The organism is Sphingomonas prati (assembly GCF_014643515.1).
GTDB lineage: Bacteria > Pseudomonadota > Alphaproteobacteria > Sphingomonadales > Sphingomonadaceae > Sphingomonas_R > Sphingomonas_R prati.
The window spans coordinates 349751-373958 of sequence record NZ_BMJP01000001.1 but is presented as its reverse complement, the minus strand read 5'-3'; the positions used below and the strand labels follow the sequence as shown (position 1 = coordinate 373958).

General features: G+C 68.3%; 23 protein-coding genes and 1 tRNA gene. 9 read left to right on the top strand and 15 right to left on the bottom strand.

What is annotated here, in order from left to right; all coding sequences use genetic code 11:
* Nucleotides 1-50: 50 nt before the first annotated feature.
* The gene (locus IEX50_RS01750; RefSeq protein ID WP_157177228.1) at nt 51-2054 is read left to right on the top strand and encodes a TonB-dependent receptor; all 2004 of its coding nucleotides are present in this window, start codon (nt 51-53) and stop codon (nt 2052-2054) included.
* Between the two features lie 175 nt (nt 2055-2229).
* On the opposite strand, the gene IEX50_RS01745 is transcribed toward IEX50_RS01750, so the two are convergent.
* On the bottom strand, nt 2230-2745 hold the full coding sequence (locus IEX50_RS01745) for a YciE/YciF ferroxidase family protein (protein WP_157177227.1): 516 nt from the start codon (nt 2743-2745) through the stop codon (nt 2230-2232).
* A gap of 293 nt (nt 2746-3038) precedes the next feature.
* Between IEX50_RS01745 and IEX50_RS01740 the strand changes: the two genes are divergently transcribed.
* Nucleotides 3039-4145 carry a glycerophosphodiester phosphodiesterase gene (locus tag IEX50_RS01740; protein ID WP_157177400.1) on the top strand — a complete coding sequence of 369 codons (1107 nt, stop codon included), beginning with the start codon at nt 3039-3041 and terminating at the stop codon, nt 4143-4145.
* An 86-nt stretch (nt 4146-4231) separates the two neighbouring features.
* On the opposite strand, the gene mtgA is transcribed toward IEX50_RS01740, so the two are convergent.
* Nucleotides 4232-4945 carry a monofunctional biosynthetic peptidoglycan transglycosylase gene (gene mtgA, locus IEX50_RS01735; RefSeq protein WP_157177399.1) on the bottom strand — a complete coding sequence of 238 codons (714 nt, stop codon included), beginning with the start codon at nt 4943-4945 and terminating at the stop codon, nt 4232-4234.
* 99 nt (nt 4946-5044) lie between these two features.
* On the opposite strand from mtgA, the gene IEX50_RS01730 reads away from it, so the two are divergent.
* Nucleotides 5045-5872, top strand: a complete 828-nt coding sequence (locus tag IEX50_RS01730; protein WP_157177226.1) for a transporter — start codon at nt 5045-5047, stop codon at nt 5870-5872.
* Between the two features lie 84 nt (nt 5873-5956).
* Here the strand turns inward: IEX50_RS01730 and IEX50_RS01725 are convergent, their stop codons facing one another.
* Nucleotides 5957-6478 carry a hypothetical protein gene (locus tag IEX50_RS01725; protein WP_157177225.1) on the bottom strand — a complete coding sequence of 174 codons (522 nt, stop codon included), beginning with the start codon at nt 6476-6478 and terminating at the stop codon, nt 5957-5959.
* Nucleotides 6479-6557: 79 nt separating this feature from the next.
* Between IEX50_RS01725 and IEX50_RS01720 the strand changes: the two genes are divergently transcribed.
* Nucleotides 6558-6634: transfer RNA gene (locus IEX50_RS01720), tRNA-Arg, on the top strand.
* A 271-nt stretch (nt 6635-6905) separates the two neighbouring features.
* On the opposite strand, the gene IEX50_RS01715 is transcribed toward IEX50_RS01720, so the two are convergent.
* The 6 genes from IEX50_RS01715 to IEX50_RS01690 all read right to left on the bottom strand — a co-directional run bounded on the left by IEX50_RS01715 (nt 6906) and on the right by IEX50_RS01690 (nt 13304).
* Nucleotides 6906-8168, bottom strand: a complete 1263-nt coding sequence (locus IEX50_RS01715) for an N-succinylarginine dihydrolase (protein ID WP_157177224.1) — start codon at nt 8166-8168, stop codon at nt 6906-6908.
* Entirely contained in the window at nt 8155-9171 is a 1017-nt protein-coding gene (gene astA / locus IEX50_RS01710; RefSeq protein ID WP_157177223.1) for an arginine N-succinyltransferase, read from the bottom strand. Before astA ends, IEX50_RS01715 begins: the two co-directional genes overlap by 14 nt.
* Entirely contained in the window at nt 9168-10361 is a 1194-nt protein-coding gene (locus IEX50_RS01705) for a hydrolase (protein ID WP_157177222.1), read from the bottom strand. Before IEX50_RS01705 ends, astA begins: the two co-directional genes overlap by 4 nt.
* 427 nt (nt 10362-10788) lie before the next feature.
* Nucleotides 10789-11811, bottom strand: coding sequence for a DUF481 domain-containing protein (locus IEX50_RS01700; RefSeq protein WP_157177221.1), 1023 nt, complete (start codon nt 11809-11811; stop codon nt 10789-10791).
* Between the two features lie 3 nt (nt 11812-11814).
* Nucleotides 11815-12291: an RNA pyrophosphohydrolase gene (locus tag IEX50_RS01695; protein WP_157177220.1), complete on the bottom strand. Its 477-nt coding sequence runs from the start codon at nt 12289-12291 to the stop codon at nt 11815-11817.
* On the bottom strand, nt 12288-13304 hold the full coding sequence (locus IEX50_RS01690; RefSeq protein WP_229673576.1) for an alpha/beta hydrolase: 1017 nt from the start codon (nt 13302-13304) through the stop codon (nt 12288-12290). The genes IEX50_RS01695 and IEX50_RS01690 overlap by 4 nt, the downstream gene beginning before the upstream one ends.
* A gap of 40 nt (nt 13305-13344) precedes the next feature.
* Here IEX50_RS01690 and IEX50_RS01685 point away from each other — a divergent pair, with 40 nt between their 5' ends.
* From IEX50_RS01685 to IEX50_RS01675, 3 genes are all read left to right on the top strand, one after another.
* A complete protein-coding gene (locus IEX50_RS01685) occupies nt 13345-14238 on the top strand; it encodes a histone deacetylase family protein (RefSeq protein ID WP_157177219.1) in 894 nt (297 codons plus the stop codon).
* 78 nt (nt 14239-14316) lie between these two features.
* On the top strand, nt 14317-15711 hold the full coding sequence (locus tag IEX50_RS01680) for a cryptochrome/photolyase family protein (RefSeq protein WP_157177218.1): 1395 nt from the start codon (nt 14317-14319) through the stop codon (nt 15709-15711).
* Between the two features lie 62 nt (nt 15712-15773).
* Nucleotides 15774-17024, top strand: a complete 1251-nt coding sequence (locus IEX50_RS01675; RefSeq protein ID WP_157177217.1) for an SAM-dependent methyltransferase — start codon at nt 15774-15776, stop codon at nt 17022-17024.
* Nucleotides 17025-17028: 4 nt separating this feature from the next.
* Here the strand turns inward: IEX50_RS01675 and dcd are convergent, their stop codons facing one another.
* The 3 genes from dcd to IEX50_RS01660 all read right to left on the bottom strand — a co-directional run bounded on the left by dcd (nt 17029) and on the right by IEX50_RS01660 (nt 18668).
* Nucleotides 17029-17583 carry a dCTP deaminase gene (gene dcd / locus IEX50_RS01670; RefSeq protein WP_157177216.1) on the bottom strand — a complete coding sequence of 185 codons (555 nt, stop codon included), beginning with the start codon at nt 17581-17583 and terminating at the stop codon, nt 17029-17031.
* Between the two features lie 142 nt (nt 17584-17725).
* Nucleotides 17726-18178, bottom strand: coding sequence for a cytidine deaminase (locus IEX50_RS01665; RefSeq protein ID WP_157177215.1), 453 nt, complete (start codon nt 18176-18178; stop codon nt 17726-17728).
* 7 nt (nt 18179-18185) lie between these two features.
* Nucleotides 18186-18668 (bottom strand): UPF0262 family protein, encoded by a 483-nt coding sequence (locus IEX50_RS01660; protein ID WP_157177214.1) that lies wholly within the window; start codon nt 18666-18668, stop codon nt 18186-18188.
* A gap of 133 nt (nt 18669-18801) precedes the next feature.
* On the opposite strand from IEX50_RS01660, the gene IEX50_RS01655 reads away from it, so the two are divergent.
* Both IEX50_RS01655 and IEX50_RS01650 read left to right on the top strand, forming a co-directional pair.
* Nucleotides 18802-20316: a replicative DNA helicase gene (locus IEX50_RS01655; protein WP_157177213.1), complete on the top strand. Its 1515-nt coding sequence runs from the start codon at nt 18802-18804 to the stop codon at nt 20314-20316.
* Nucleotides 20317-20398: 82 nt separating this feature from the next.
* Nucleotides 20399-21175 (top strand): outer membrane protein, encoded by a 777-nt coding sequence (locus tag IEX50_RS01650; protein ID WP_229673575.1) that lies wholly within the window; start codon nt 20399-20401, stop codon nt 21173-21175.
* Nucleotides 21176-21357: 182 nt separating this feature from the next.
* Here the strand turns inward: IEX50_RS01650 and IEX50_RS01645 are convergent, their stop codons facing one another.
* The 3 genes from IEX50_RS01645 to IEX50_RS01635 are packed head-to-tail and all read right to left on the bottom strand — an operon-like array spanning nt 21358 to nt 24207.
* Nucleotides 21358-22128, bottom strand: a complete 771-nt coding sequence (locus IEX50_RS01645) for a phosphoadenylyl-sulfate reductase (protein ID WP_157177212.1) — start codon at nt 22126-22128, stop codon at nt 21358-21360.
* Nucleotides 22121-22537, bottom strand: a complete 417-nt coding sequence (locus tag IEX50_RS01640; protein WP_157177211.1) for a DUF934 domain-containing protein — start codon at nt 22535-22537, stop codon at nt 22121-22123. The genes IEX50_RS01645 and IEX50_RS01640 overlap by 8 nt, the downstream gene beginning before the upstream one ends.
* Nucleotides 22534-24207, bottom strand: coding sequence for a nitrite/sulfite reductase (locus tag IEX50_RS01635; protein WP_157177210.1), 1674 nt, complete (start codon nt 24205-24207; stop codon nt 22534-22536). The genes IEX50_RS01640 and IEX50_RS01635 overlap by 4 nt, the downstream gene beginning before the upstream one ends.
* Nucleotide 24208: the final 1 nt, after the last annotated feature.

The following is a 24208-nucleotide window of genomic DNA, read 5'->3' as shown; positions in this document are numbered from 1 at the left end:
GGAAAGTCCGGGCTTTCCGTCCGTCCGAATCCCCGAAAGCCTCCACCGCGATGCGTTATCTCCTGCCGTTCCTCGCGCTCGCCACGCCGGTCGCGGCCGCCGCCCAGACGCCGATCACGAAGGCGGAGGCCGATATCCTCGTGCTCGGGTCGGGCCTGCCGCTGCCACCCGGTACGCCGGCCTACGGATCGACGATCATCGACCGCGACCGGCTGACCAACGAGGCGTCCGACCGCGTCGAGAATGTCCTGAAGGACGTCGCGGGGTTCCAGCAGTTCCGCCGGTCGGACAGCCGATCCGCCAACCCGTCGGCGCAGGGCGTCACGCTCCGCGCGCTGGGCGGCAACGCGTCGAGCCGCGCGCTCGTACTGCTCGACGGCGTGCCGCTGGCCGATCCGTTCTTCGGCTACATCCCGTTCAACGCGCTCAGCGGCGACCGGCTGTCCGCGGTGCGCATCACGCGCGGCGGCGGGGCGGGGCCGTTCGGCGCGGGCGCGGTGGCCGGCACGATCGAACTGGCCAGCGCCACGCGCGCCGACCTGCCGCCCTATTCCGCCAGCGCCTTCTACGGCAGCCGCGATTCGATGAGCGTCGCCGGCGCGGTCTCGCCCGATGTCGGCGGCGGGTTCGTCACGTTGTCCGGCCGGTTCGAACGCGGCGACGGGTTCCAGACGACACCGCGGGACCAGCGTGGCGCGGCCACCGTGCCGGCGCGCTACCGCGACTGGTCGATCGGCCTGCGCGGCGTCGCGCCGATCGATGCGGAGACCGACCTGCAATTCCGCGGGCTCGTCTACGACGACCAGCGCACGCTGCGCTTCGCCGGCGCGGACAGTACCTCGACCGGGCAGGACGCGAGCGTCCGCCTCGTCCACCGCGGCCCGTGGCAGGTCGACGCGCTCGCCTATGTCCAGGCGCGCAATTTCAGCAACCGGGTCATCAGCGCGACGAACCTGCGCCTGACGCTGGACCAGCGCAATACGCCGTCGACCGGCCTCGGCGGCAAGATCGAAATCCGCCCGCCGGTCGGCCCGGACCATGTCCTGCGGATCGGCGTCGACGCGCGGCTCGGCGACGGCGAGCTGTTCGAGGATGCGTACAGCACCGTCACCGGCCAGGTCACCACACGCCGCAACGCGGGCGGCCGGACCAGCACGACCGGGCTGTTCGTGGAGGACGACTGGACGATCGGCCGGCTCGTCCTGACCGGCGGCGTGCGCGCGGATCGCTGGACGATCACCGACGGCTTCTTCCGCGAACGCCCGGCGGCGGGCGGGGCGGCCACCGACCAGAGCTTCGCCGACCGCGACGGCGTGACCGCGACGGGGCGGGCAGGGGCGCTGTTCCAGGCAACGTCTGCCGTCGCGCTGCGCGTGGCGGGCTATACCGGCTTCCGCCTGCCGACGCTGAACGAGCTGTACCGTCCGTTCGTGGTGTTTCCGGTCACGACGCAGGCGAACGCCGACCTTGGGCTGGAGAAACTCCGGGGCGTGGAGGCGGGGATCGACCTGACCCCAGCGCCGCGCACGCGGATCGGGCTGACCGTGTTCAGCAACCGGCTGAACGATGCGATCGCCAACGTCACGATCGGTACCAACCTGCGCCAGCGCCGCAATGTCGACGCGGTCGTCGCGCGCGGCGTAGAACTGACCGCCGCCGCCGCGCTGGGGCAAGTTTCGTTCGACGCCTCCTACGCCTATAGCGACGCGGAAGTCCGTGGATCGGGCGAGTCCGCCGCGCTGGACGGCTTCGTCCCTTCGCAAAGCCCGCGGCACAGCGGCAGCGCGACGATCGCCTGGACGCCCGCACCGGACTGGTTGCTGTCCGGCACAGCGCGCTATGTGGGCAAGCAATATGAGGACGATCTCGAAACCGACGTTCTGCCCGACGCGGTCACGATCGACGCGGTCGCGCGGATCGGCATCACGTCGCACATCGCTGTCGTCGCGCGGGCGGAGAACCTGTTCGACGAGACGGTGGTGACCCGCAACCAGGGCGGATCGATTGATCTTGGGACCCCGCGAACGCTCTGGATCGGCTTGCGGCTGAACTAGGTCGCCACCGATTATAGGTGGTCACAAAACCGAGTCCCGTTTGGTTCGAGCCTGTCGAGAACTCTGCGCAGGGTTCTCGACAGGCTCGAACCAAGCGGGTCGGAGAATGGGTCGGACTGATACGGTTAAACTGTGAGGAACGGGGGCACCTGAACCAGCACCCCCGTCCATCAAATTAGGCCGTAACCTGCTCCGCGCGCGGGTTGATGCGCGATTCTGCCATCTTGGTCAGCTTGTCGTCGGTCGCATATTCCTCGTCGAGCGTCAGCTTGAGGATCGCGGCGCTGTCCTCGCGGCCGAGCTGGCGGGCCCACGAGATCAGCGTGCCGTAGCGCGTGATCTCGTAATGCTCGACCGCCTGGGCCGACGCGATCAACGCGGCGTCGAGCACGGCCTTGTCCGAAATCTCGCCCGCGACTTCGTTGGCTTCCTTGATGATGCCGTCGATCGCCGGGCAGGTGACTGCCTTCGGCTTCTCATTGTGGAGCGCGAACACCTGTTCCAGCCGCGCAACCTGCGTCTCGGTTTCGCGCAGGTGCATTTCGAACCCTTCCTTCAGGTCGGCGGCGGTCGCCTTCGCGGCCATCTTGGGCAGCGCCTTCAGGATCTGGTGCTCGGCATAATAGACGTCCTGGAGCTGGTGGATGAACAGGTCGTCGAACGTCTTGATGTCGCTGCTGAAGAGACCCATGCCAAATTCCTCGTCTGCCGATGCCGGGACGGCGGTCGGTCGTGGGTGCGTAACGACCCCGACGGCGGGAGGTTTCCGCCCCGCATCGTCCTTATTGCGCTTCCGTCGCGGCCGCGGTCCGGCCTGTCGCAACGCGGCAAAACCGGCATTTGTCCCTCGTCATCGAACCGTCGCGGGCCTGTCACCGAACCGACATGGATGGGGATGATGCGCGGTAGCGGCGCGAGCCGAGAACGCTCGCAGAAGGGGCTGGCATGACCGACGAGAACCGATATCCGGCCGACGCCGTGACGATGTCCCGCTTCACCCGCCGCGGGCTGATCGGCAGCGCGGTCGGCAGTGCCGCCCTAGCGCTGGCTCCCAAAATGGCGACGGCGGCGACCGCCCCGAAGGTGCCGCTCGTCATCGCGCATCGCGGGGCCTCCGCGCTCCGCCCCGAACATACGCTGGCGGCCTATGCCAAGGCGATCCAGGACGGCGCCGATTTCATCGAGCCCGACCTGGTCGTGACGAAGGACGGCGTGCTGATCGCGCGGCACGAGAACAATATCGCCGAGACGACCGATGTGGCGCGCCACCCGGAATTCGCCGCGCGCCGTACGCGCAAGACGATCGACGGCGAGGCGCAGGATGGCTGGTTCGCGGAGGACTTTACGCTGGCCGAGTTGAAGACGCTGCGCGCGGTCGAGCGGCTCGGCAAGATCCGCCCGATCAGCGCCAGCTATGACGGCCAGTTCCAGATTGCGACGTTCGAGGAGATCGTCGATTTCGCCGCGGCCGAGGCGGCGGCGCGCGGGCGGACGATCGGGCTGATCCCCGAGCTGAAGCATGGCAGCTATTTTGCCGGCATCGGCCTGCCGACCGAGGACCGGTTCCTCGCCGTGCTGGGCGCGCACGCCTATACCAAACGCGCGCCGGTCGAGGTGCAGTCGTTCGAGATCACCAACCTGCGCGACCTCCGCCGGAAGCTCGGCCGCCCCGCCAATATCCGGCTGGTGCAGCTGATCGGCGACGGCGCCATCCGCCTGCCCGACGGGCGGGGGGCAGGCGGCAGCATCACCTTCGCGGAGATGACGACGCCCGCCGGACTGCGCGAGATGGCGACCTATGCCGATGTCGTAGGGCCAGGTATTCGCGCGATCATCCCGCTGCGCCCCGACGGACGACTGGGTGTGCCGTCCCCGCTGGTTCGCGACGCGCATGCCGCCGGGTTGCAGGTCATCCCGTGGACGTTCCGCCCGGAGAACAGCTTCCTCGCCGCCGACTTCCGCAACGGGGCGGGCAAGGACGCGCGCAATCCGGCCGGCTCGATCGCCGAGATCCGGCGCTACATCGCGACCGGGATCGACGGGTTCTTTACGGATGATCCAGCGCTGGGGCGGGCGGCGCTGGCTAGCTGAGCACTGTCCATCGCGAGCGAAATCGAGAAGCCCACAGCACCCCTCGACTGCGCTCGGCATCGACGGATCAGAGGCAGTAACCGCCCTTACAGGCAGCTATAATAGCCCGCCCGCTGCATCTTCGGCACGCGCTTCGCGATGTTGTTGCCGTAGCGCCGCGTGAACCCCGTCGGCGAAATCGCACCACGCTTCTTGGGCAGCGGCAGGACCGCGGCGATCCGCGATGCCTCCGCCATGCTCAGCTTCGACGCGTCGTGGTGGAAATAGCGCTGCGACCCGGCATTGACGCCGTAGGTGCCGATCCCGGTCTCCGCGATGTTCAGATAGAGTTCCATGATCCGCCGCTTGGGCCACGTCGCCTCGATCAGCACCGTGAACCATGCCTCCAGCCCCTTGCGGAAGAAGCCGCCGCCCTGCCAGAGGAACGCGTTCTTCGCGACCTGCTGGCTGATCGTCGATCCGCCGCGCAGCCGGTGGCCGGTGGCGTTGTTGCGGATCGCGCGGCCGATCGCCGTCACGTCGAACCCGTGATGGCGGCAGAAATTGCCGTCCTCCGCCGCGATCGCGGTGCGCGGCATGTCCGGGTCGATCCGGTCGATCGACATCCAGTCCTTGTCGATCCCGCGCCCGGCGAACGCATCGCCCAGCATCGTCGCGGTGACGGGTGGCGGCACGAAGCGATAGGCCAGCACCCACAGCACCGACACGACGACGAAGATCACCGCGGCTCGCAACACGAACCGCATGATCCGCGCAAAGACGGACCGGGTCGGGGCGGGGCTTGGCGGCGCGCTGCTCATCCGCCCCGCGTAGCCGATCAGTCCGGCGGCGTCATCCTGTCGCGCGCAGACTGATCGCAAGCGCTTGCGACGCAGCGAAACTTGGCGGATGGCCGGGACATGACCCAGCCCCGAATCTGCCTCCTCGCCGTAGCGGCGCCCATGTTGTTCGCGCTGTCGCCCGCACCGGCGGCGGCGCAGGCGTCGGACGCGCCGACGCGGCCCTATTGCCCGACGCGGCCCAGCCTGGGCGCGGGCGCCTGCATCACGGAGATCGGCCATCCCATGCTGGAAATGGGCGTCGCGGACTGGCAGCGCGAGACCGACGCCGGCACCCGCACCGACACGTTCCTGACCGGCGACACGCTGGTCCGCGTGGGGCTGGGCGAGACGACCGAGGTGCAGCTCGGCTGGGAGGCGCTAGGCCAGGTCCGCGAACGCGACGCGACCGGCATGGTCGATCGCCGCACGCGGATCGGCGACGTGTCGATCGGCCTGCGCCAGAACCTGCGCAACCCGGACGGATCGGGGTTCAGCCTCGCGCTCCAGCCGTTCGTGACGCTCCCCATCGGCCGCCAGCCGACCGGCGAGGGCACCTGGGGCGCGGGCCTGACCGTGCCGATGGGCTATGAACTGAACGACACGGTCCAGCTGCAGCTGACCGCGGAGGTCGACGCGACCCCGGACGAGGACGGCATCGGCCGACACCGTGCCTATTCCGCGATCGGCGGCATCGCGCTGACGCTCAGCAAGGCGGTCTCGGCCACCGTCGAGCTGTCCGCCGCGCGCGACCGCGACCCGGACGGCGCGCAAACCTTCCTGCTCGCCGCGCTGTCAGGCGGTTACCAGGTCAGCGACAACGCCCAGGTCGATTGCGGCACCGCGATCGGCCTGAATGCAGACAGCCCGGCCGTGCGGATCTTCGCGGGCTTTTCACGCCGCTTTTAAATTACTGAACTCCGTTCGGTTCGAGCTTGTCGAGAACTCCGCGCTGGAGGTCTCGACAGGCTCGAACCAAACGGGGAGCGCAAATCAAGCCGACTTCAGCCCCGCCAGCAGCGCCGCGTATTCGGTATCCTGCGCCTCGCCCTGCGCGATCGATGCCGCCCAGATCCGGTCCAGCCGCGCGGTATCGATGACCTTCGCCGCCTGCGCCCGGTCAATCCGCAACTGGTCCAGCGCTTCCGTCACCTTCGCGGTCCGCTCGCGAATCGCATCGAGCCGCGACACCGACTGCTGCGCCACGATCCAGCCCTCGCTGCCAACCGCAGCCCCACGCGCCCGCTCGACCGCCGCGCGCGTCGTCGCCGCGGTGGACGACCATTCCGACGCGGCGCTCTGCAACTCGGTCTCAAGCGCGGTCACCTGCGTTTCCAGCGCACTGTCATTCACCGGGACCGGCGCGGTCACGATCCGCTCCGACTGGCGGGCAATGGCCTCGATCGGCCGCGGAGCGAGCGAGGGGAAGGCGGTATCCCCGGCGCACCCCGCGAGCAGCGCGAGGGCGGCACAGGAGAGGGCGGGAAGGGCGGCGGTGCGGGGGCGATATGTCATGCCGCCTTATGCATCATCATTTTACCGTCGCAACGGGGTTGCACGATCTGCATGTGGTGGCTAGAGACCCTCCCACGGCGCACCCATAGCTCAGCTGGATAGAGCATCAGACTACGAATCTGAGGGCCGGGCGTTCGAATCGCTCTGGGTGCACCAACTCATACCGCCGGAAACGGCAGGGCCGGTCCTTTCGGGGGCCGGCCTTTTTCGTATGTGCTGCGGGGGTTTGAGGCGGGGCTAGTGTTCGCCGCTGAAGGTTGGCTGCATAACCAGCTGCACCGATCCTGATCCCCCAATCCGTTCGTGCTGAGTAGAGACCGAGTAGCGCCGCTTGGCGCGTATCGAGGGCTCGTATCGAAGCAGCTGCACAGGGCCCTTCGATACGGCCTTCGACTGCGCTCAGTCCCTACTCAGGACGGACGGGTGGCTAGGATTCGAGTTCGCTAAGGTCGAGTTCGGCAAGAAGCGCGGACCGCGCCGCTTGGATCGCTTGGTGCAGTTCCGGATCACCCAGCGCATCCGGCACGATCCGTTCCGGCCAATTGCGCTCGATAACACCTGCAATCCGATCGAGCCTCGCCCCATCCACCAGAAACCGCGGATCGACCGTCGCCGGATCGCACAGCACGCGCAGCCGCAGGCACGCCGGCCCCCCACCATTGGCCATCGATTCGCGCACATCGACGAACTGCACGTCGCGGATCGGTCCGTTGCCCGCGACCAGCGCGTCGACATAGGTCCGCACGCTGTCCACGTCCTGCGCCTCGCGCGGCAGGATCAGCACCCCGCCGCCCGCGGGCCGCGTCACGAGCTGCGCATTGAACAGGTAGCTGCGGATCGCATCGGCGAGCGGCACCTGCGGGGCCGGGACCTCCACGATCTCGACCGCGGGGAGCACGGCGCGCAGCGCGTCGAACGCCGCCGTGCGGTCGGCGAACGCCTGTTCATGCGCGAACAGAATCGTGCCGTCCGCCACGGCGACGACATCGTTGTGGAACGCCCCCGCCGCGATCGCCGCGTCCGACTGCTGCCAGAACAAAGTGTGCGCCGGATCGAGCCCATGGCGTCGCGCAACCGCACGGCTCGCCTGCTCATGCTGCCGTGCCGGAAATTCGCCGCCCGACCGGCCGTAGACGAAAATCTCGACCCCTGCGGTGCCCGCAGAAGCCAATCGCATATGATTCGCCGCGCCCTCGTCGCCGAATGGGGCGGGGACCGGACCGTGGACGGCAAAGGCCCCGTTCGCGAACGCCACCCGCAACTGCGCCAGCGTCGCGGGCCATTCATGCGCACGGTGCGGCATCGTTAGCAGGTTCGCGACGCTCAGGTGGCAGCGCCCGTCCGCGCTGTCCGCCGCGGGCGACACCGTCGCGGCGTTCGCGGCCCACATCGCCGACGCGCTCATTGCGTTCGCGATCAGTAGCCGGTCCGCGGTCTCGGGCGTCGTCCCCAGCGCCGCCAGCCAGTCCGCATCGGGGCGCGGATGGGGCAGCAGGATGCCCTGCGTCAGGCCGAGCGACAGCGCCGTACGCATCTTCGCCACCCCCTCCAGCGCCGCATCGCGCGGGCGGGATACGCGCCCGGCATTGCCGACCGCCGCCAGGTTGCCGACGCTCAAGCCCGCATAATTGTGGCTCGGCCCGATGATCCCGTCGAAATTGATCTCCACCACGGCATCAGCGCGCGACATGGACGAACCCCCCGCCGACCGGCAGTTCCAGCGCCCGCGCCGCCGCCGGCTCGACCGCCATACCGCCCGCAGAAGGCGCGATCCGCCCCCACGCCGCGCGGAACGTATCGTAATGCCCCGTCGCGAGCAGCGCCGCGCGTCCGCCGTCGGCGGCATCGCCCGCCGCACGGGTCGCATCGGTCGCACCCTGGATCGTCGCGATCCGGTCGGTCTGCGCCGCCATCGTCGGGCCACCGTCGAAGATGTCGACATAACCCTCGTGCGCGAAGCCCTCCTTCTCCAGCATCCGCATCGCCGCGCGACCGGTTGGGTGCGGCAGGCCCAGCACGTGGCGCGCCGGCTCGCTCAGCATCGCGAGGTAGACCGGGTGCTTTGGCATCAGGTCCGCGATGAACTGCGTCCCGTGCGTCGCGTTGAATTCGTCCGCGTCCTGAAACCCCATGCCGAAGAATTTGGCGCCCAGCCCGTCCCAGAACGGCGATCCGCCCGCCTCGTCGATCACGCCGCGCAGCTCGGCGATCACGCGGTCCGCGAACCGAGCGCGATGCTGCCGGATGAACAGGTAGCGGCTGCGCGCGAGCAGCAGGCCAAGCCCGCCGGCCCGTTCGCGCGGGTGGAGGAACAACCCACCGACCTCGGACGCGCCCTCGTAGTCGGTGGTCAGCGACAGCATCTCCGCCTTGAACGTGCGGCCCAGTTCGCGGCTCGTCTGGCTGAGCGTGCCGAGCCGGTAGCTGTAGAAGGAGCAGGTCATGCCGACGCAGCTGAAGATCTGCGCGGTGCCGGCGATGCGCCCGTCCTCGGCATTTTCCAAGATCAGCAGGAACAGGTCGTCGCCCGGCGCATCATCGGTGCGCCCGAACGCGGCAGCCGACCGCGCCAGCTTGGCGGTCAGCGCGGGCCGGTCCGGCGGCAGGTTGGTAAACCCGCCGCCGGTCAGCTTCGCCATCTCGTACAGCGCGTCGATATCGTCGGTGCGCGACGGGCGGACGAAGAACGTCATGGCCGGCCCCCCGTGGCCAGCCGGTGCAGCACCAGCGCGGAAAGTCGCGCGCGTTCGGCCAGGCTGTCGATCATCAGAAACTCCGCATCGCTGTGGATCGCCCCGCCGCGCGCGCCCATCGTGTCGACCACCGGCACGCCGCATGCCGCAATATTGTTTCCGTCGCACACCCCGCCGGTCGCCGACCAGCCGATCGACAGCCCCAGCTCCGCCCCGCAATCCCGCACCAGCGCGAACAGCCGTTCCGCGGCGGGATCGAGCGGCTTCGGCGGCCGCCCGAACCCGCCGTGCAGGTGAATGGTGACGTCGTGCGTCGCCGCGACCATCGCGATCGCCGCGTCGAGATAGGACCGCGCGCGTACCTCGTCCTCCGGCGTCGCGGGGCGCATGTTGATGCGCAGGATGGCATGGTCGGGGACGACATTGTTCGGCCCGCCACCCTCGATCCGCGCGGGGTTGACCGACAGCCGCGGCCCCGCCGCCTTCGACAGGCGCAGCGCCAGATCGGCCGCCGCGACGACCGCGTTGCGCCCGTCCTCCGGATTGCGGCCGGCATGCGCGCTGCGCCCCGTCACGATCGTGGAGAAATTGCCGCTCCCCGGCCGCGCGCCGGCCAGCGTCCCGTCGGGCAGCGCCGGTTCGTAGGTCAGCGCCGCCGCCTTGCCGCGCGCCGCCGCCGCGATCAGCGCCGCCGACCCGCCGGACCCGACCTCCTCGTCCGCGTTCAGCACGACCTCGTACCCCAGCCGCTCGCGCACCGGATCGCCCTCGATCGCGGCGAGTGCGGCCAGCATGATCGCGATCCCGCCCTTCATGTCCGCCACTCCGGGGCCGTTGAGTCGGTCCGGTGTGATGAGGCGGGTCGCCTGAAACGGATGATCCGCGGCGAACACAGTGTCCATGTGGCCGGTGAGCAGGATCTGGACGGGGGCCTCGGGCCGGACGCGCAGGTGCAGGTTGGCCCCGTGGGGTTGCTCTGCCCGCGTCCCGTCGGGGAGGACCGCGTCGACGGGCTCGGGCGGGACGAGCGCGATCTCGCCCGGCAGGACGGCGAACGCGTCGGCCAGCAGCCCGGCCATCGTGGCTAGCCCGGCGAGGTTCCGCGACCCGCTGTTGACCGCGGACCAGGCGAGGACCTGATCCAGCATCGGGGCAGCGGCGGCACGGTCGAGCAGGGCGGTGTGGAGCATGGGGGGACTGTAGGACGGGAGCGGGCTGAGTGAAACCTGCGATGCTCCGGGGGAGGTTCGTCGGCCTATCGCTCCCCTTTTTGCCCTGGCTTGAGGCTGCGCGCGGACAGTCAAACCCGGAACCAAACCCCCGTCCGTCCCGAGCGCAGTCGAGGGACTCCTTCGAGCGAAGCCGAGAAGCCAACAGCACCCCTCGGCTACGCTCGGGGGAGCGTGCCTCGACTGCGCTCGGCATGGACGGGTTACTGAGGTTTGGGTTTGGGTTTGGGTGGTGTCTTTAGTTTCGAGGTCGTTCGACCCACCCCCCACCCCGTTTGGTTCGAGCCTGTCGAGAACTCAGTGCGGAGTTCTCGACAGGCTCGAACCAAACGGGGTGGGGGAAGGAGCGGTCAGGGGTGACGAAGTAGGTCGACCCCAACTCCGCCCCCTAAAACCCGTAGACCAGCGTTGCCCGCCCCAGCGTATCGACCGACCGGTTCCGCGTCGGCGCGGCGCGCTCATACTGCACGTTGTAAGAGAAGCGCGCCTTCAGCGATCCCAGAATTGTCGTGTCGAGCGACGTACTCGACGTCGCACTGCGGTTGTCCGGCTCCAGATAGAATGACGCGTTCTGGGTCAGCACCAGCCTGGGCGTCACGTTCCACGTCATGTTGAGCGATCCGCGCCCGGCGATGCCGCTTTCCTCGGGCAGTTCGACATAGTTGGTGCGGCGCAGCGCCGGCCCGCCTTCGAGGTCCAGCTTGATCGGTCCGGTGCGGAACACGCTGTACCCGATCCCGCCGCCCGCGGTCAGACGCGTGGTGTAGCCGAGCAGCCGATCGCGCTCATATTGCGCGAGGCCGTAGACGTAGAGCTGCTCGTCGATCTTGTAGTTCGGCTGGTACGCCGCGTTGAACCGCTCCGTGCTCGTCACCCCGTCGGTCCGCTGGTAATCGATCCGCCCGGTCAGCTTGTGGCGCCAGTCGATCCCCTCGCGCGTCGCGGCGGCGCCCGCATAGACGCCCAGTGCATCGGTGTTGCCGGTCGATCGCGACGCGCCCAGTTCGACCGAACCCTTCCAGTAATCGAGCGGCCCGGCGAGCATCAGTGCGTCGCGCTTCTCGCGCGCCTCCCGTGCCTTGCGTGCGGCGACGCGGGCGAGATACGCCTCGTTGATCCGGTCGATCTGCACCGCGGTTTCGGGGTTGGTGGTCTTGGCGAACTTCACGACCGCCGCGACCGCCGCGGGATCGCCGCTGCTGACCGCGGCATTCACCACCGCGCGGATCTGTTCGGGCAGCACCGGCGGCGCATCCTCCGGCCGGCGCGGTTCGAGCAGCGGTAACGGATCGGGCGGCGGTGGCAGGAAGAACACCATCACGGGCGGGGGCGGCGGTGCCGGCGTAACCGGTTCCAGCAGCTCCGGCGGCAGGGTCAGCACCTGCGCGGCGAACAGAATCAAGGGGGTCATGGGCTACTCGGGCGACAAATGATCGGCGAACTCGCGTAGCACGTCGCGGTACAATTCTGCCTTGAACGGCACGATCATGTCCGGAAGTTCGCGCGGTTCGGCCCATTTCCACGCGCGAAACTCCGGATGCGGGGTCTCGATGTCGATTTCATCGTCCTGGCCCAGGTAGCGCATCAGGAACCAGACCTGCCGCTGCCCCCGCCATTTGCCGCGCCAGAGCGACCCGGCCAGATCGGTCGGCAGGTCGTAGCGCAACTCGCCCCGCGACCGCGCAATGATCTCCACCAGCCGCGCCGGAATACCGGTCTCCTCCTCCAGCTCGCGTAGCGCACCCGCTTCGGCATCCTCGCCGGGGTCGAGCCCGCCCTGCGGCATCTGCCAGGCATCCAGCGTGGTATCGAGACGCTGCGCCACGAACACGCGGCCGTCGCGGTTGAGCAGCATGATGCCGGCGGCGGGGCGATACTGGTCGGCGCTCATCGCGGTGCCGCCTGCGCCATCACGCGGTTGGCCTCCGCCTCCGCGATCATCGGTTTCAGCACCGCCAGGCACATCGCCAGATCGCCCTGCGACGACGGGATCGCGCGACGCAGGCTGATGAAGCCGTGCACGTTGCCCACCGCTTCGCGGTAGATCGTCGGCACACCGGCCTGGATCGTCTTGGCGGCATAGGCACGGCCCTGATCGCGCAGCGGGTCGAGCCCGGCGGTCACCACCAGCGTGGCGGGCATGTCGTGCTGCGACGCGATCAACGGCGATCCGCGCCAGTCCGCGACGTTGGGCGCGTAGCTGTCGTGAAACCACGCCATCCCCTCGCGCGTCAGGAAATAGCCATCGGCGAACTGCGCGAACGACGCATATTCGGTCGCCTTGTCGACCGCCGGATAGATCGGCCACTGCGCCACGACCGGCACGTCCGCCGCCCGGTCGCGCAGCGCGAGCGCGGTGACGACGGTCAGCGTGCCGCCGGCGCTGTCGCCGGCCAGCACCAGCGAGGTGACGCCAAAACCGAGGTCCGCCGGTCCCGTCGCGACCCAGCGCGCCGCCGTCTCGCAATCGTCGGGCGCCGCCGGCCACGGATATTCGGGGGCCAGCCGGTAATCGACCGACACCACCGGCATGTCGAGCGTCCGGGCGATCTCCGCACAGGCCGGCTCGTGCGTGTCCAGATCGCCGATCACGAAGCCGCCGCCGTGGAAGAACACCATCACCGGCCCCGGCGCCCGCGACGGGCGCGGATCGTACAGCCGCAGCGGGATCATGCTGCCGTCGGGCCGCGGGCAGGACAGGTCGCGGAGCACCGCGAGCGGCCCGACGTCCAGATCGACCAGCGACCGCGAATCGCGCATCTGCTGGCGCGCTGCGACCGCGCCTATCTCGTGACTGCGCGGGCCGGGCAGGGCGTTCAGATAATCGAGGAACGCGCGCACATCTGGGCGCGCGGGGGGCAGGCCGTCGGTCGTATAGGCGGGGGGCTGTCTCATATCGGTCATGCACTTCTCTCCGCAGCGGCGCGTGCCTACCTAGTCCGCGATGCTGCACGTCGTCCACCACCCGGCCTATGTTTCGCCACCACCGCCGGGATCGACGTTCACGTTCGACAAATACGGGCTCGTCATGGAGGTGCTGTCGAACGGCGGCTATCCGCACATCGTCCACACGCCCGATCCGATGCCGCGCGACTGGGTCGAGGCGGTCCACGACCCCGACTATGTCGAACAGGTGCTGTCCTGCACCGTGCCGGCCGACAAGACGCGGCGGATCGGTTTTCCCGTCACCGAACGCGTCGCGCGGCGGGCCTTGCTGTCGCCGGGCGGCACCTGGCTGGCGGCGAAACTGGCGATGCGCCACGGGTTTGCCGCCAATGCCGCGGGGGGCAGCCACCATGCGCTGTACGACACGGGCGCGGGCTACTGCGTGTTCAACGACCTCGTCATCGCCGCCAACCGGCTGATCGCGGAGCGCGACGTCGACCGCATCCTGATCCTCGATCTCGACGTGCATCAGGGCGACGGCACCGCGGCGTTGACCACGGGGCGCGACGACATATTCACGCTGTCGGTCCATGCGGTGAAGAACTTCCCTGTTCGGAAGGTCGCCTCGTCGCTCGACGTCGACCTGCCCGACGGGGTGGGGGACGAGGCCTATCTCGCGATCCTCGACGATCATCTGCCACGCGTGATCGACGGGTTCGCGCCCGACCTGATCCTGTACCAGGCCGGCGTCGATCCGCACCGCGACGACCGGCTGGGCCGGCTGGCGCTGAGCGACGCGGGGCTCGCCGCGCGAGAACGGCATGTCATCGCCGCGGCGCGCGGGATACCGGTCGCCAGCACGATGGGCGGCGGCTACGGCAATGACCGGCTCGCGGTGGCCACGCGCCACGTCGCGGCGATGACGACGCTGGCGGGGGCTGCGCGCGGATAAGCGCGCGCGGATAAAATGCCGGAGAAAATGGCGGAGTCAGGCGTTTCCAGCGCCTGTTCGATACGGAGCCGTCCTTTTATGACCACCCCATCCATCGTCTGGTTCCGTCAGGACCTGCGTCTGGCGGACCAGCCGGCGCTGGCGGCCGCCGCCCATGACGGGCCCGTGGTGGGGGTCTATGTACTCGACGACGACGCGCCCGGCGCGTGGAAGATCGGCGGCGCGCAACGCTGGTGGCTGCACCACAGCCTGACCGCGCTGGCCGCGGACCTGAAGAAGCAGGGCGTGCCCCTGATCCTACGCCGCGGCGATGCGGTGGCCGAGATCGCGAAGCTGGCCAAGGAGGTTGGCGCGGAGACGGTCCACGCCGTCCATCATTACGAACCCTGGTGGAAGACGGCCGAGGACGCGCTTGGCAAGGCGCTGACGCTCAAGCTCCACGGCGGGATGCTGCTCGACGATCCGGACAGCATCCGCACCGGATCGGGCGGCCGCTACCGCATGTTTACCGCGTTCTGGAAGGCGCTCCGCGAACGCATGCCGCCGCCCGAGCCGATCGCCGCACCGCGCAACCTGTCCGGTCCGTCCGGCAAGATCGCGTCCGACGATCTCGCCGACTGGAAACTGCTGCCCACCACGCCCGACTGGTCGCCCGGCTTCGCCGACTGGAAGCCCGGCGAGGCCGGAGCGCATGCGGCGCTGAAGGCGTTCGTGCCGAAGGTCGGCGCGTACGATATCGCGCGCAACCTGCCATCCGAGGAAGGCACGTCTCGGCTTTCCCCGCACCTCCATCACGGCGAGGTTTCGCCCGCCGCGGTCTGGCACGCGGTGGCCAAGGGGAAGGGCGACACCGAACCCTATCTGCGCGAGGTCGGCTGGCGCGATTTCACCTCGAATGTCATCGACATCCTGCCCGGCTATGCCGACGCCAACGGCCGTAACGCCTATGACGCGATGCCGTGGCGCGAGGGCAAGGACGCCGACGCCGACTTCAAGGCGTGGACCGAAGGCCGCACCGGCTACCCGCTAGTCGATGCCGGCATGCGGCAGCTCTGGACGCATGGCTGGATGCACAACCGCGTCCGGATGGTGGCGGCCAGCTTCATGATCAAGCATCTGCTGCTCGACTGGCGGCGCGGCGAGGCGTGGTATTGGGACTGCCTGATCGACGCCGACTACGGCAACAACAGCGTCAACTGGCAATGGGTCGCGGGGACCGGCATCGACTCCAACCCGTTCGGCCGCATCATGGCGCCACTGACCCAGTCGCCCAAGTTCGAGGCCGCCGACTATATCCGCACGTGGGTGCCCGAACTCGCGGGCCTGTCCGACGGCGCGATCCACGACCCGGAGGAGGCCGGGTGCCGCCCGGACGACTATCCCGAAAAGATCATCGGCCACCGCGAGGCGCGCGAGCGCGCGCTGCAGGCGGTGAAGAAGGTGACCGCGCGCGACCCCGGCGCGCCGGACTGACTAAGCCGCCGACAAACCCGCTTCCGCTTGCATCCCGTCCCGCACGACGCCACTGAGCGCGCATGACGACCGATACCCCGCGCCGGGGCGACCATCTTGTCCGGGCCGATCGCGGTTTTTCGACCGGAGGCGGGCGGGTCTCGCGCTTTCTAGCGCCCGCCTTCCACCGCGTGCTCGACCGCGTCGACCGCGGTCTGGCGGAGGGCGCAATCGAAGCGACCTTGCCCGACGGGCGGAAACGCCGGCTTGGCGGTCGCAAGCCCGGCCCCGTTGCGATCGTCACGCTGCACGACTGGCGCCCGCTGATGCGGCTGATGCTGTCCGGCTCGGTCGGCTGGTATCGCAGCTGGGCGGACGGCGAGTGGTCGAGCCCCGATCCGGTGCCGCTGTTCGACCTGTTCATGCGCAACCGCGTGCCGCTTGGCGCGACCGCGCGCGCGCATGGCTGGGGGCGGATCGTCAACCGCATGGCCCACGCCTGGCGGCGCAACGACCCGCGCGGCGCACGCCGCAACATCGCGTTCCATTACGACCTGGGCAACGACTTCTACGCCGCCTGGCTCGACCCGGGCATGACCTATTCCAGCGCGATGTTCGGCCACCCGGACGAACCGCTCGAACAGGCGCAGCGGCGCAAGATCGGCGCGCTGCTCGACCGGCTGGGCACGCGGCCCGGCCAGCGATTGCTCGAGATCGGCTGCGGCTGGGGGGCGCTCGCCGACGTCGCGGCGCGCGACTACGGCCTGACCGTCACTGGCCTGACGCTGTCGGCGGAACAGAAGGCGTGGGCGGACGCGCGCGTGCCGGACGCCGTCACGATCGCGCTGCGCGACTACCGGGCCGAGACCGGAACCTACGATGCAGTCGCCAGCGTCGAGATGGTCGAGGCGGTCGGCGCGGAATATTGGCCGACCTACATGGCGGCGATCGCCCGCGCGCTCAAACCCGGCGGGCGCGCCGCGATCCAGTATATCGCGATCGACGACGCGGTGTTCGAGAGTTACGCCGCGAGCGCCGACTTCATCCAGACCTATGTCTTCCCCGGCGGCATGCTGATCTCCGAATCGCGCTTCCGCGCGGCGGCCGCGGCGGCGGGGCTGGACTGGCAGGACCGCGTCGGCTTCGGCCCGGACTATGCCGAAACGCTGCGTCAATGGCGCGTCCGCTTCGACGCCGCGGTGGCGGAGGGACGCCTACCGCCGGGCTTCGACGACCGCTTCGTGCGGCTCTGGCGCTACTACCTGTTGTACTGCGAAGGCGGCTTCCGCGGCGGCGGGATCGACGTAGCGCAGGTGACGCTGGTGAAGCGCTGACGCGCTACAGCTTCGGCAGCGTCACACCGCGCTGGCCCATATATTTGCCCGCGCGGTCGGCGTAGCTTACCTCGCACGGCTCGTTGCCCTTCAGGAATAGGAACTGGCACGCGCCTTCGTTGGCATAGACCTTCGCGGGCAGCGGCGTGGTGTTGGAGAATTCCAGGGTCACATGCCCCTCCCAACCCGGCTCCAGCGGCGTCACGTTCACGATGATCCCGCAGCGCGCATAGGTCGACTTGCCGAGGCAGATCACCAGCACGTCGCGCGGCACGCGGAAATATTCGACCGTCCGGGCGAGCGCGAAGCTGTTCGGCGGGATGATGCAGCAGTCCGTCTGACGATCGACGAAGCTGTCCGGATCGAAATTCTTCGGGTCGACCGTGACCGAATGCACGTTGGTGAAGATCTTGAACTCGTCCGCCACCCGCGCGTCGTACCCGTAGGACGACAGCCCGTAGCTGATGCACCCGTCGCGCCGCTGCGCCTCGACGAACGGTTCGATCATGCCATGCGCCTCCGCCTGTTCGCGGATCCAGCGGTCGGATTGGACGGTCATGAAGCCTCTTTCTTCTGTCTGGCCCTCTCCCCTCCGGGGAGAGGGTTGGGAGAGGGGGCAACGGTTTCGGTTTGCGGTGAGGTCGTCTCAAGCCAAACCCCTCTCCCCAACCCTCTCCCCAGGGGAGAGGGGGCAGGTGGCGCTACACCACCACGCCCAAATCCCGCGGCCCGAACGCGTACGGGATCAGATCCGACAGATCATGCCGCTCGATCTCGTCCCCCGTCGCCGACCCGCAATAGACCAGCACGTCGCGCCTGCCGACCTGGGCCGCCTCGTTCAGCACCTGGCGGCAGCGCCCGCACGGCCGGATCGGCGCGGTGCCCTCGATCCGGTCGCCGCGGATCATGCCGCCGACGATCCCGATCGCGACGACATCGCGCAACCGCCCGGCCATGTTCACCGCCGCCAGCGCGACCGTCTCCGCGCACAGCGACAGGCCGTAGCTCGCATTCTCGAAATTGGTGCCCGGCACGATGCTGCCGTCAGTCAGCAGCACGGCGGCGCCGACCGCGAAGTTGGAATAAGGCGCATGCGCGTTCGCCGCCGCGGTGCGCGCCGCGTCGATCAGCACCTGTCCGGCGACCTCGGTCATCGCCACCTCAACCACGGATGTGCAACATGCAGATCAGCGTGAACAGGCGGCGGGCGGTGTCGAAATCCACGTCGATCTTGCCTTCCAGTCTTTCTTTCAGAAGCTCCGCGGCATCGTTGTGGATACCGCGGCGGGCCATGTCCACCGTCTCGATCTGCTGCGGCGTCGACGCGCGCAACGCCTGGAAATAACTGTCGCAGATCGCGAAATAATCGCGGATCGGCCGGCGGAACCGCGCCATCCCCAGGATCAGCGTCTCCAGCCGCTCGCCGCCGGTCGCCATGATGTCGATCGCCAGCCGCCCCTCCTGCGTCGCCAGGCCAATCCGGAACGGCCCGGCATAGTCCTCGGGATAGGGCCGCAGCGGGCGGAAGTGGTTGTTCTCGAGCAGGTCGATGATCGCAATCTGCCGCTCCTGTTCAATATCGGCATTGCGCCACAGGATGGTCTTTTCGTCCAGATCGACGGCGATGATACGGGGATCGGACATGGCAGCCTATCCGCCTAGCCGAGCCTGCGGGCCGCCGCAATCGCAGCGCGGCTTATCCACAGGACAGCGATTAGCTGTGGGCGACCGCGACCAAGCGGTTGAGGGTGCGGCCAAAAGCGCCGATGATGCGCGCATGGCCACTGCATTCCCCTACACCGTTGCATCCCCGCCGCCCGAACAGACGCTGCCCCACAATGTCGAGGCGGAGGCGGCGCTGCTCGGCGCCCTCATGATCGACAACCGCCTGATGGAGGACGTGCAGCTTAAGCTCCGTCCCGATCATTTCTACGAGTCGCTGCACGGCCGGATCTACGAAGCGATCATTCGCATGGTCGACAAGAACATGATCGCCAATCCGGTGACGCTGCGCCCGCTGTTCGACGCGGACAGCCAGATGCGCGAACTGGGCGGGCCGGGCTATCTGGCGCAGCTGACCGGATCGGGTGCCGCGCTGATCGGCGCGCGTGATTTCGCCGCGCAGATCTACGACCTGGCTTTGCTCCGCGCGCTGATCGGCGTCGGGCGCGACATGGTCGAAACCGCGTTCGACACCAGCGAGTCGGTCGATCCGAAGGGCCAGATCGAAGAGGCCGAAACCGCACTCTACAAGGTGGCGGAGGAGGGCGGCGAACAGGGTTCGGTCAAGACCTTCGCGCAGGCGACGCGCATGGCGGTCGAAACCGCCGAACGAGCGCTGCAATCGGGCGGGCACCTGTCCGGCATCACCACCGGTCTCGACAGCGTGAACAGCAAGATGGGCGGCCTGCACCGCTCCGATCTCATCATCCTGGCCGGCCGTCCCGGCATGGGCAAGACGTCGCTCGCCACCAATATCGCGTTCAACGCGGCGATGCGGCTGGTGCGCGACCGCAACGACGGGATCGAGGATGCCAAGTCGGTCGGCGCGGCCGTCGCGTTCTTCTCGCTCGAAATGTCGTCGGACCAGCTGGCGACGCGCATCCTGTCAGAGCAGTCGGGGATCAGTTCCGAAAACCTGCGCATGGGCAAGATCAGCCAGCAGGATTTCCGCAACCTGGCGCGCGCCGCAGCCGAGCTGGAGAATCTCCCGCTCTATATCGACGACACGCCCGGCCTGACGATCGCCGCGCTCCGCACCCGTGCGCGCCGGCTGAAGCGGCAGCGCGGCATCAACCTGATCGTGGTCGACTATCTCCAGCTGCTCCAGGGGTCCGGCAAGGCCAGCGACGGCAACCGCGTGCAGGAGATTTCGGAGATCAGCCGCGGCTTAAAGACGCTCGCCAAGGAACTGCATCTGCCCGTCATCGCGCTGTCGCAGCTCAGCCGCGCGGTGGAGAGCCGCGAGAACAAGCGCCCGATGCTGTCCGATCTGCGCGAATCCGGCTCGATCGAGCAGGACGCCGACATGGTCTGGTTCGTGTACCGCGAGGAATATTACATTAATTTTGCGAAACCCAAGGAGGCCAGCGCGGGCGAGGGGGACAGCCTGGCATCCGTCGCGGAGTTCGAGGACTGGCAGCGCAAGATGGCCGACGCGCACGGCAAGGCTGAACTTGTGATCGCAAAACAGCGCCACGGCGCCACCGGCACGGTGACGTTGAAGTTCGAAAGCAAGATTACACGCTTTTCAGACTTGGCCGACGAGAGCTTCCGGTCGCTAGAGGAGTGATCATTCCTTACAAAAACTGTCAGCCGCGGTTCAGGCAGGACTGATAGACGCTGCGCTCCTTGAGTTCCAAAGGAGGACATTCGTGCATAAATCCGTCGTAACCGCCGCCCTCATCGCCGCCGCCACCGCGCAGGTCGCGTTCGCGCAGGACACCACCACGCCCGCGCCCGACCCGACGACCGCCACCGCGCCGGCCACCGACGCACCGGTGACCGACCCGGCGATGGCCGCGCCCGCGCCGACCGATCCGTCGACCGCCGCACCAGCCCCGACCGACACCGCCGCGCCGGCCCCGGCACCGGCCGACACCGCCGCCAGCTACACCAAGGCGAGCAGCACGGGCGGCAACGGCACGTCGTTCCGCGGTTTCCGTGTCGAAGGCCAGGTCGGCTACGACCGGTTCCAGTCGCAGGGCACGAACGACAGTTCGATCGGCTATGGTGGCCTCGTCGGCTTCGACGGCCAGATCGGCGACAAGATCGTCGTCGGCGCGGAAGGCACGATCTGGAACAGCGACGGCGAGAATTGCACGCCGGGCGTGTCCGGCGGCACGGTCTGCCACAAGAGCTTCCAGGAATATGGCGCCGCGGTCCGCGCCGGTTACCTGGTGACGCCGCAGGTGCTGGTCTACGGCAAGGCCGGCTTCGTCAACAACGAACAGCGCAAGAGCTTCAGCGGCGTCAACGGTGCGGGTGGTTTCTACGATCACTTCAACACCGATGGATACCAGCTTGGCGGCGGCGCGGAATATTCGCTTAACGACAAGTTCTACGTCAATGCCGAGTATAAGTACTCGCAGTATAGCGACCACACCGCCCGCCAGCGCGCACTGCTGGGTGCGGGGTTCCGCTTCAAGTAAGAGGGGTCGGGGGCGCAACGTCCGGTCGGACGTTCGCTCCCGCAAAGCCGGCCATCGGTATCCCCGCGGATGCGGGGATACAGCTTGGCGTGCGTGACAAACCTATGAGGCGAGACCCCCGCCTGCGACCCAGCTGGATCCCGGCCTCCGCCGGGATACAAAACCGAGCCACATTCAGGCCCTCAGAATGCCGGCTCTTCTCCCGGCAGTTCGCTCACATGGATCCCGCATTCCATCTTGTCCCACCCGCGCCAGCGGCCCGCACGCGGGTCCTCGCCCGGGCGCACCTTGCTCGTGCAGGGCTGGCAGCCGATCGACAGATAGCCCTGCTCGACGAGCGGGTGGGGTGGCAGCTTGTGCTCGACGAAATAGGCGTCGAGCTCCGGCTTGGTCCAGCTCGCCAGCGGGTTGATCTTCAGCCGGCCGTACCCGTCCGTCTCGTCCAGTTCGAAGCGCGGCAGGGCGGTGCGGGTCTTGGCCTGGAACCCCTTCCGCCCGCTGATCCAGGCATCGAACGGCGCCAGCGCGCGCGCCAGCGGCTCCACCTTGCGGATTTCGCAGCAGCCGTCCGGATCGTAGGACCAGCGCAGACCCGTGCCGTCCTTCTTCGCCAGCGCGGCCGGATCGGGGCGATAGACGCGCAGGTCGGTAAAGCCCAGCTGCTCGGACAGCGCGTCGCGGTACGCCAGCGTCTCGCCGAACATCTTCTGCGTGTTGGTGAACACCAGCGGCACGCTCCGGTCGATCTCCGACACCAGGTGCAGCAGCACCGCCGACTCCGCGCCGAACGAGGATACCAAAGCGATCCGCCCGGCCAGTTCGCCGGTTACCAGTTCGCGCAGCATGACGTCGGTCGCCACGCCGTCGTAGCGCGCGTTCAGTGCCGCGACGTCTGCGGCGGTGAACGCCGGGGCGGTATCGATCATGTCGATCCGGCGCGCGGGCTCACCCATGTCGCAAGGCCCAGACCGGACTTCGGCCGTCGGCTGCCTTCTGATACACGTTCGGGTAGCGGTCGAGCGTGCGGGCCAGCGCCGCCTCGTCGACCGGCACGTCGGGCACGAACGAATCGAACCCGCAGCGCCGCATCAGCGGGATCTGATCCACGAGCAGATCGCCCTGCGCACGGAGTTCGCCGAGATAGCCGGCCTCGCGCAGGATCCGCCCCGCGCTATACCCGCGCCCGTCGCGGAACTTGGGGAAAGCGACCTCGATCAGCGCCAGCCGATCGAGGTGCGGCAACAGCGCGCGCGCATCGTCGGTCGGTTCCAGCCGCACCGCGGTCGCGTTGCTCTCGCCGACGAACTCGGCCAGCGGGGCGGGGGGCGCGTCGTGGGCGACATCGTCACGGAAACGGATCATGCCACCGGCTCCCGCACCGGCGTCGTGGAGCCGGCGTCACCATAGATCGCGGCCTTGAACGGTTGCAGGCCGACCCGGCGGTAGGTGTCGAGGAACCGCTCGCCCGGCTCGCGCAGCCCGCGGTATGTTTCGACCGCCTTCTCGACCGCGTCGACCACGCCGTCCTCGGAAAAACCGGGGCCGATGATCTTGGCGATGCTGGTATCCTCCGCCGCCGATCCGCCGAACGAGAGCTGGTAATTCTCCTCGCCCTTCCGGTCTACGCCCAGGATCCCGATGTGGCCGGCATGGTGGTGGCCGCACGCGTTGATGCAGCCGCTGATCTTCAGCTTCAGCTCGCCGATATCGCGCTGCCGGTCCGGATCGGCGAACCGTTCCGTGATCTTCTGCGCGACCGGGATCGACCGGGCATTGGCCAGGCTGCAATAATCGAGGCCCGGGCAGGCGATGATGTCGGTCACCAGATCGAGGTTCGCGGTGGCGAGCCCCGCGGCGACCAGTGCATCCCAGATCGCACGCAAATCCTGCCGCTGGACATGCGGCAACACGACATTCTGGCTGTGCGTGATGCGCATCTCGTCGAAGCTGTAGCGTTCGGCGAGGTCGGCGATCAGGTCGATCTGGTCCGCGGTCGCATCGCCCGGAATACCGCCGGTCGGCTTCAGGCTGACCGTCACGATCGCATAACCCGCGGCCTTGTGCGCGGCGGTATTCTGGTCGACCCAGTGTGCGAAGCCCGCGTCGCTGCGGTCGATCTCGGTCGGCAGGCCTTCTGCGAACGCGGGCGGGGCGAAGAACGCCGCGATCCGGTCATACTCGGCCTGCGGCGGATCGAGCCCGAGCGTCTTCACATGCGTCCATTCCTCCTCGACCTGGCGCGCATATTCCGGCGCGCCGAGTTCGTGGACGAGAATCTTGATCCGCGCCTTGTAGATATTGTCGCGCCGGCCGTAGCGGTTGTAGACCCGCAGGCACGCCTCGACATAGCTCAGCAGGTCGGCCGCCGGGATGAAATCACGGATCACGGATCCGATCATCGGCGTCCGCCCCATGCCACCACCCACCAGTACGCGGAAGCCAAGTTCGCCGGCGTCGTCGCGCCGCATCTGCAACCCGATGTCGTGCAGCTGGATCGCCGCGCGGTCCTGCTCCGCCCCGATTACCGCGATCTTGAACTTGCGCGGCAGGTAGCTGAATTCCGGGTGGAAGCTCGACCACTGGCGCAGCAGCTCCGCCCACGGCCGCGGATCGCCGACCTCGTCCGCCGCCGCGCCCGCATATTGATCGGACGAGATGTTGCGGATGCAGTTGCCCGACGTCTGGATGGCATGCATCTCGACGGTCGCCAGCTTGGCCAGGATCTCGGGCGTATCCTCGAGCTTGATCCAGTTGAACTGCAAGTTCTGGCGCGTCGTGAAGTGGCCGTAACCGCGGTCGTAATCGCGCGCGATCGACCCCAGCATCCGCATCTGCCGGCTGTCGAGCGTCCCGTACGGGATCGCGACGCGCAGCATATAGGCGTGAAGCTGCAGATAGAGCCCGTTCATCAGCCGGAGCGGCTTGAACTGGTCCTCGGTCATTTCGCCCGACAGGCGGCGCGCGACCTGGTCACCGAAATCCGCGACGCGCGCATCGACCAGCGTCTGGTCGTAGGTGTCGTACTTGTACATC

Bases quoted from the DNA above. Each gene is read 5' to 3' on its own strand.
- IEX50_RS01750 (WP_157177228.1), top strand. From the start codon at position 51: ATGCGTTATCTCCTGCCGTTCCTCGCGCTCGCCACGCCGGTCGCGGCC.
- IEX50_RS01745 (WP_157177227.1), bottom strand. From the start codon at position 2,745: ATGGGTCTCTTCAGCAGCGACATCAAGACGTTCGACGACCTGTTCATC.
- IEX50_RS01740 (WP_157177400.1), top strand. From the start codon at position 3,039: ATGTCCCGCTTCACCCGCCGCGGGCTGATCGGCAGCGCGGTCGGCAGT.
- mtgA (WP_157177399.1), bottom strand. From the start codon at position 4,945: ATGAGCAGCGCGCCGCCAAGCCCCGCCCCGACCCGGTCCGTCTTTGCG.
- IEX50_RS01730 (WP_157177226.1), top strand. From the start codon at position 5,045: ATGACCCAGCCCCGAATCTGCCTCCTCGCCGTAGCGGCGCCCATGTTG.
- IEX50_RS01725 (WP_157177225.1), bottom strand. From the start codon at position 6,478: ATGACATATCGCCCCCGCACCGCCGCCCTTCCCGCCCTCTCCTGTGCC.
- IEX50_RS01715 (WP_157177224.1), bottom strand. From the start codon at position 8,168: ATGTCGCGCGCTGATGCCGTGGTGGAGATCAATTTCGACGGGATCATC.
- astA (WP_157177223.1), bottom strand. From the start codon at position 9,171: ATGACGTTCTTCGTCCGCCCGTCGCGCACCGACGATATCGACGCGCTG.
- IEX50_RS01705 (WP_157177222.1), bottom strand. From the start codon at position 10,361: ATGCTCCACACCGCCCTGCTCGACCGTGCCGCCGCTGCCCCGATGCTG.
- IEX50_RS01700 (WP_157177221.1), bottom strand. From the start codon at position 11,811: ATGACCCCCTTGATTCTGTTCGCCGCGCAGGTGCTGACCCTGCCGCCG.
- IEX50_RS01695 (WP_157177220.1), bottom strand. From the start codon at position 12,291: ATGAGCGCCGACCAGTATCGCCCCGCCGCCGGCATCATGCTGCTCAAC.
- IEX50_RS01690 (WP_229673576.1), bottom strand. From the start codon at position 13,304: ATGACCGATATGAGACAGCCCCCCGCCTATACGACCGACGGCCTGCCC.
- IEX50_RS01685 (WP_157177219.1), top strand. From the start codon at position 13,345: ATGCTGCACGTCGTCCACCACCCGGCCTATGTTTCGCCACCACCGCCG.
- IEX50_RS01680 (WP_157177218.1), top strand. From the start codon at position 14,317: ATGACCACCCCATCCATCGTCTGGTTCCGTCAGGACCTGCGTCTGGCG.
- IEX50_RS01675 (WP_157177217.1), top strand. From the start codon at position 15,774: ATGACGACCGATACCCCGCGCCGGGGCGACCATCTTGTCCGGGCCGAT.
- dcd (WP_157177216.1), bottom strand. From the start codon at position 17,583: ATGACCGTCCAATCCGACCGCTGGATCCGCGAACAGGCGGAGGCGCAT.
- IEX50_RS01665 (WP_157177215.1), bottom strand. From the start codon at position 18,178: ATGACCGAGGTCGCCGGACAGGTGCTGATCGACGCGGCGCGCACCGCG.
- IEX50_RS01660 (WP_157177214.1), bottom strand. From the start codon at position 18,668: ATGTCCGATCCCCGTATCATCGCCGTCGATCTGGACGAAAAGACCATC.
- IEX50_RS01655 (WP_157177213.1), top strand. From the start codon at position 18,802: ATGGCCACTGCATTCCCCTACACCGTTGCATCCCCGCCGCCCGAACAG.
- IEX50_RS01645 (WP_157177212.1), bottom strand. From the start codon at position 22,128: ATGGGTGAGCCCGCGCGCCGGATCGACATGATCGATACCGCCCCGGCG.
- IEX50_RS01640 (WP_157177211.1), bottom strand. From the start codon at position 22,537: ATGATCCGTTTCCGTGACGATGTCGCCCACGACGCGCCCCCCGCCCCG.
- IEX50_RS01635 (WP_157177210.1), bottom strand. From the start codon at position 24,207: ATGTACAAGTACGACACCTACGACCAGACGCTGGTCGATGCGCGCGTC.